Origin of the sequence: Streptococcus parasanguinis, from assembly GCF_001578955.1 — a bacterium.
Lineage (GTDB): Bacteria > Bacillota > Bacilli > Lactobacillales > Streptococcaceae > Streptococcus > Streptococcus parasanguinis_U.
The window spans coordinates 20,578-23,795 of record NZ_KQ969695.1 but is presented as its reverse complement, the minus strand read 5'-3'; the positions used below and the strand labels follow the sequence as shown (position 1 = coordinate 23,795).

Below are 3,218 nucleotides of genomic sequence, written 5' to 3'. Positions count from 1 at the left end.
TGGTAAAAATCTTATCTTATTCAAAAAAATATTCGAAGTCCAGAGTTTCATATTCAAAAACCTTTGGTGGGCTTATGTCTGTTCAAAATGGGACTAGTTTTGTGAGTCAAATTGCCATGTTGACTCACGCAGGGGTCTTATATTTTAACCGATTAATTCCGATTGGGGCTGTATCTTCTTCTCAATATTTTTCATCAATTATCTTTGCTGGCTTAACAGGCTTAACAGCAAATTACGCTGAGTTTAAAACTGTAAACAAAATATTTGAAAAATTTGAATTGGAAGGTGACCAAAGTATTCATGAAAGTAATGTTAATAAACAAACTTGGAAGAAATTTATAGATAAAGTAGAATTTCAATCGGTAACTATTGAACGTGATGGTAAGATTGTCTTAGATAATTTAAATGTTAAAATTGAAAAAAATAAGAAGTATGCAATATCAGGGTCATCTGGTTCAGGAAAATCAACTATATTAAAGGCTATTAATGGTGAAATCCCAATTTCGAAAGGCCACATCTTCTATGATAATATCGATTCAAAAAATATGAATTTCAAGGATCTTCATGAAAATATTTCTTATGTTAGTTTGGAAGATCATATTTTTAACGAATCCATTTTATTTAATTTGACATTAGGCCGTGAAATAGAAGATTCAAAAATCGAAAAAGCATTGGAAATATTTTATTTAAGAGACTGGATTAATGGATTGAGTCATGGATTGGAAACTACTTTATCGGAAATTAGCCAAGATATTTCTAGTGGACAGAAGCAACGAATTAGTTTAGCTAGAGCTTACCTTGAAGAAAAACCAATTTTGATTATTGATGAGGCAACTGATGCGATTGATAAAGAAAGACGGTATCAAATTGAGAAACATCTATTCTCAATGACAGAAAAAACTGTTATTTTTGTAAGCCATCATCTAGATGAAAATATAAGATCTCTTTTTGATAAAATTATATATTTGGATTAGTTTTAACATACTGAGATCAGTAGGTTAGATTGAAGAAAGATTCATCTACCAGATTTAAAAGCGCACCAATAATGGTGCGTTTTTAAATTATTAATGCTATAATAGAAATAAATAAAAGGAGGACCCTCATGATTGGAGAAAATATTAAAACGTTACGCAAGGCACATAACCTAACTCAGCCTGAGTTCGCAAAGATTGTTGGTATCTCTCGAAATAGCCTAAGTCGTTATGAAAATGGAACAAGTTCAGTTTCAACAGAATTAATAGATCGTATTTGTCAGAAATTTAATGTTTCTTATATCGATATTGTAGGAGAGGAAAAGATGCTCACGCCAGTAGAAGATTATCAGTTAACTCTGAAAATTGAAGTGATTAAAGAACGAGGGGCGAATATCTTAGCGCAACTTTATCGTTTACAAGATGAACTAGAAATTGCATTTGATGATGCTAATAATCCTTGGCTTCTAATAAGCGATGATCTTTCTGATTTGATTAACACGAAGATTTATCTTGTTGCAACTTTTGAGGATGTGGAGCGATATAATGGCTATTTGGATGGAATTGAACGTATGCTAGAACAAGCTACTCATCTGGTGGTGGCTTAATGAAACTAGAAGAATTTAGTCAAGATGATTTTGAACGAGCATCCAAACGACTCGTTCGTTCTTTAACTCGTGGGAAAACAACCTCATCTCAGCCTAAAGCTATTTTGCTCGGTGGACAGAGTGGTGCTGGTAAGACAACGATTCATCGTGTGAAACAAAGGGAATTTCAAGGCAATATCATTATCATTGATGGAGATAGTTATCGCTCTTTTCATCCGAACTACCTTGACCTACAGGAGAAGTATGGCAAAGATAGTGTGGATTATACTAAAGTATTTGCGGGTCGAATGGTTGAATATCTCGTAGATGAATTGAGTAAACTAGGCTATCATTTGTTAATCGAGGGCACATTGAGAACGACAGAAGTTCCTCGAAAAACGGCCCAATTATTGGCAACTAGAGGTTACCAAGTCTCACTTGCACTGATTGCGACTAAGCCAGAATTGTCCTATCTCAGCACCTTGATACGTTATGAGGAGCTCCATGCAATAGACCCAAGTCAAGCGAGAGCGACTCCCAAAGAGCACCATGATGGAATTGTAGAACATTTAGTTGATAACTTACGAGAGTTAGAAAATGACAAGATTTTTAATCAAGTTCAAATTTACCGAAGAGATCAATCGTGTGTTTATGATTCGCAAGTAGACGAAACATCAGCAGCAGTAGTCCTACACGAATGCCTATTTGGAAAATGGAATAAGGTGGAAAAAGAGATGTTGAAGTTGGGACAGGAACGGTTGAGAGAACTGGGAGGAATTGATAAGTGACGAAGGGCTAATTTATGAGTACATGATAAATTGCAAGAATAAGTGCAACATTTACTTGAACTCATCCTCTTAAAGCACTGTCAGAACAAAGCGTACGTCTAATTTTAAAGAAGATGGTTAAGAAAAACAACTTATCTATAACTATCACGCCACATATGTTTAGACACAGCTTTGCTACAATGCTACTGGATAAAAATGTAGATATTCGTTATATACAGCATATACTTGGACATAGCTCTATTTCTGTAACTCAGATCTATACTCATGTGTCTCAATCAAAACAAAAAGAAATACTCACTCTGTGTAATCCCATATCTTCCATTTGTTCTCGGCCACAAAAGTAAAATAACCATAGCTAAATCAAAGCAGTTTGATGATTCCCCTCTAGAAATTTTTACTCTACTAATTTCAAAAGAACAAGTATCTAATTTCATTATTATCAACAAAAGGTAGTTCTATATTTTTGAACTACCTTTTACATATTATAAATATTTTGTGTCTTCTGTTTTATTTAGATTTTGTGATTTTCTCTAGCCAAAGATACACTTTTTTATGAACAATCTTCCAGGAGAACTTTATCAATAATTTCTTATTTTAATTTAGGAAAAATAGAAAAAACTAGGTAATCAAAATACTGCTAATAAGAAGGGTTCTACTGAAAGTGTAGAACTCTTTTTCTACCATATACTTGATAACACAAGAAATCAAAATGTTACCAAATTAGAACGGGAAACAAAATCAGTATAGTTATTTAAGATACCATGGAAAAATTATAAGGCTGATAGTATTAATTTCACTATCAGCCTTACAGGTTATTTAACGTTTCAGAAAAACTATAATGTCAAGATTAACTAAACAGTATCTAATTCTTT

3 protein-coding genes and 1 pseudogene are annotated in these 3,218 nt (G+C 33.1%); all 4 read left to right on the top strand.

Translation table 11 applies throughout. The features are described from left to right. Nucleotides 1–974: ATP-binding cassette domain-containing protein (locus SPADD19_RS13015; RefSeq protein ID WP_241496587.1), on the top strand; the 974-nt coding region annotated here is incomplete at its 5' end. A 128-nt stretch (nt 975–1,102) separates the two neighbouring features. Further along, on the top strand, nt 1,103–1,579 hold the full coding sequence (pezA, locus tag SPADD19_RS10705; RefSeq protein WP_061455974.1) for a type II toxin-antitoxin system antitoxin PezA: 477 nt from the start codon (nt 1,103–1,105) through the stop codon (nt 1,577–1,579). Continuing rightward, nucleotides 1,579–2,346: a type II toxin-antitoxin system toxin PezT gene (gene pezT / locus SPADD19_RS10700; protein WP_061455973.1), complete on the top strand. Its 768-nt coding sequence runs from the start codon at nt 1,579–1,581 to the stop codon at nt 2,344–2,346. Before pezA ends, pezT begins: the two co-directional genes overlap by 1 nt. A gap of 62 nt (nt 2,347–2,408) precedes the next feature. Further along, nucleotides 2,409–2,690 (top strand): annotated as a pseudogene (locus SPADD19_RS11870) (tyrosine-type recombinase/integrase); the annotation flags it as partial. Nucleotides 2,691–3,218 lie beyond the last annotated feature (528 nt).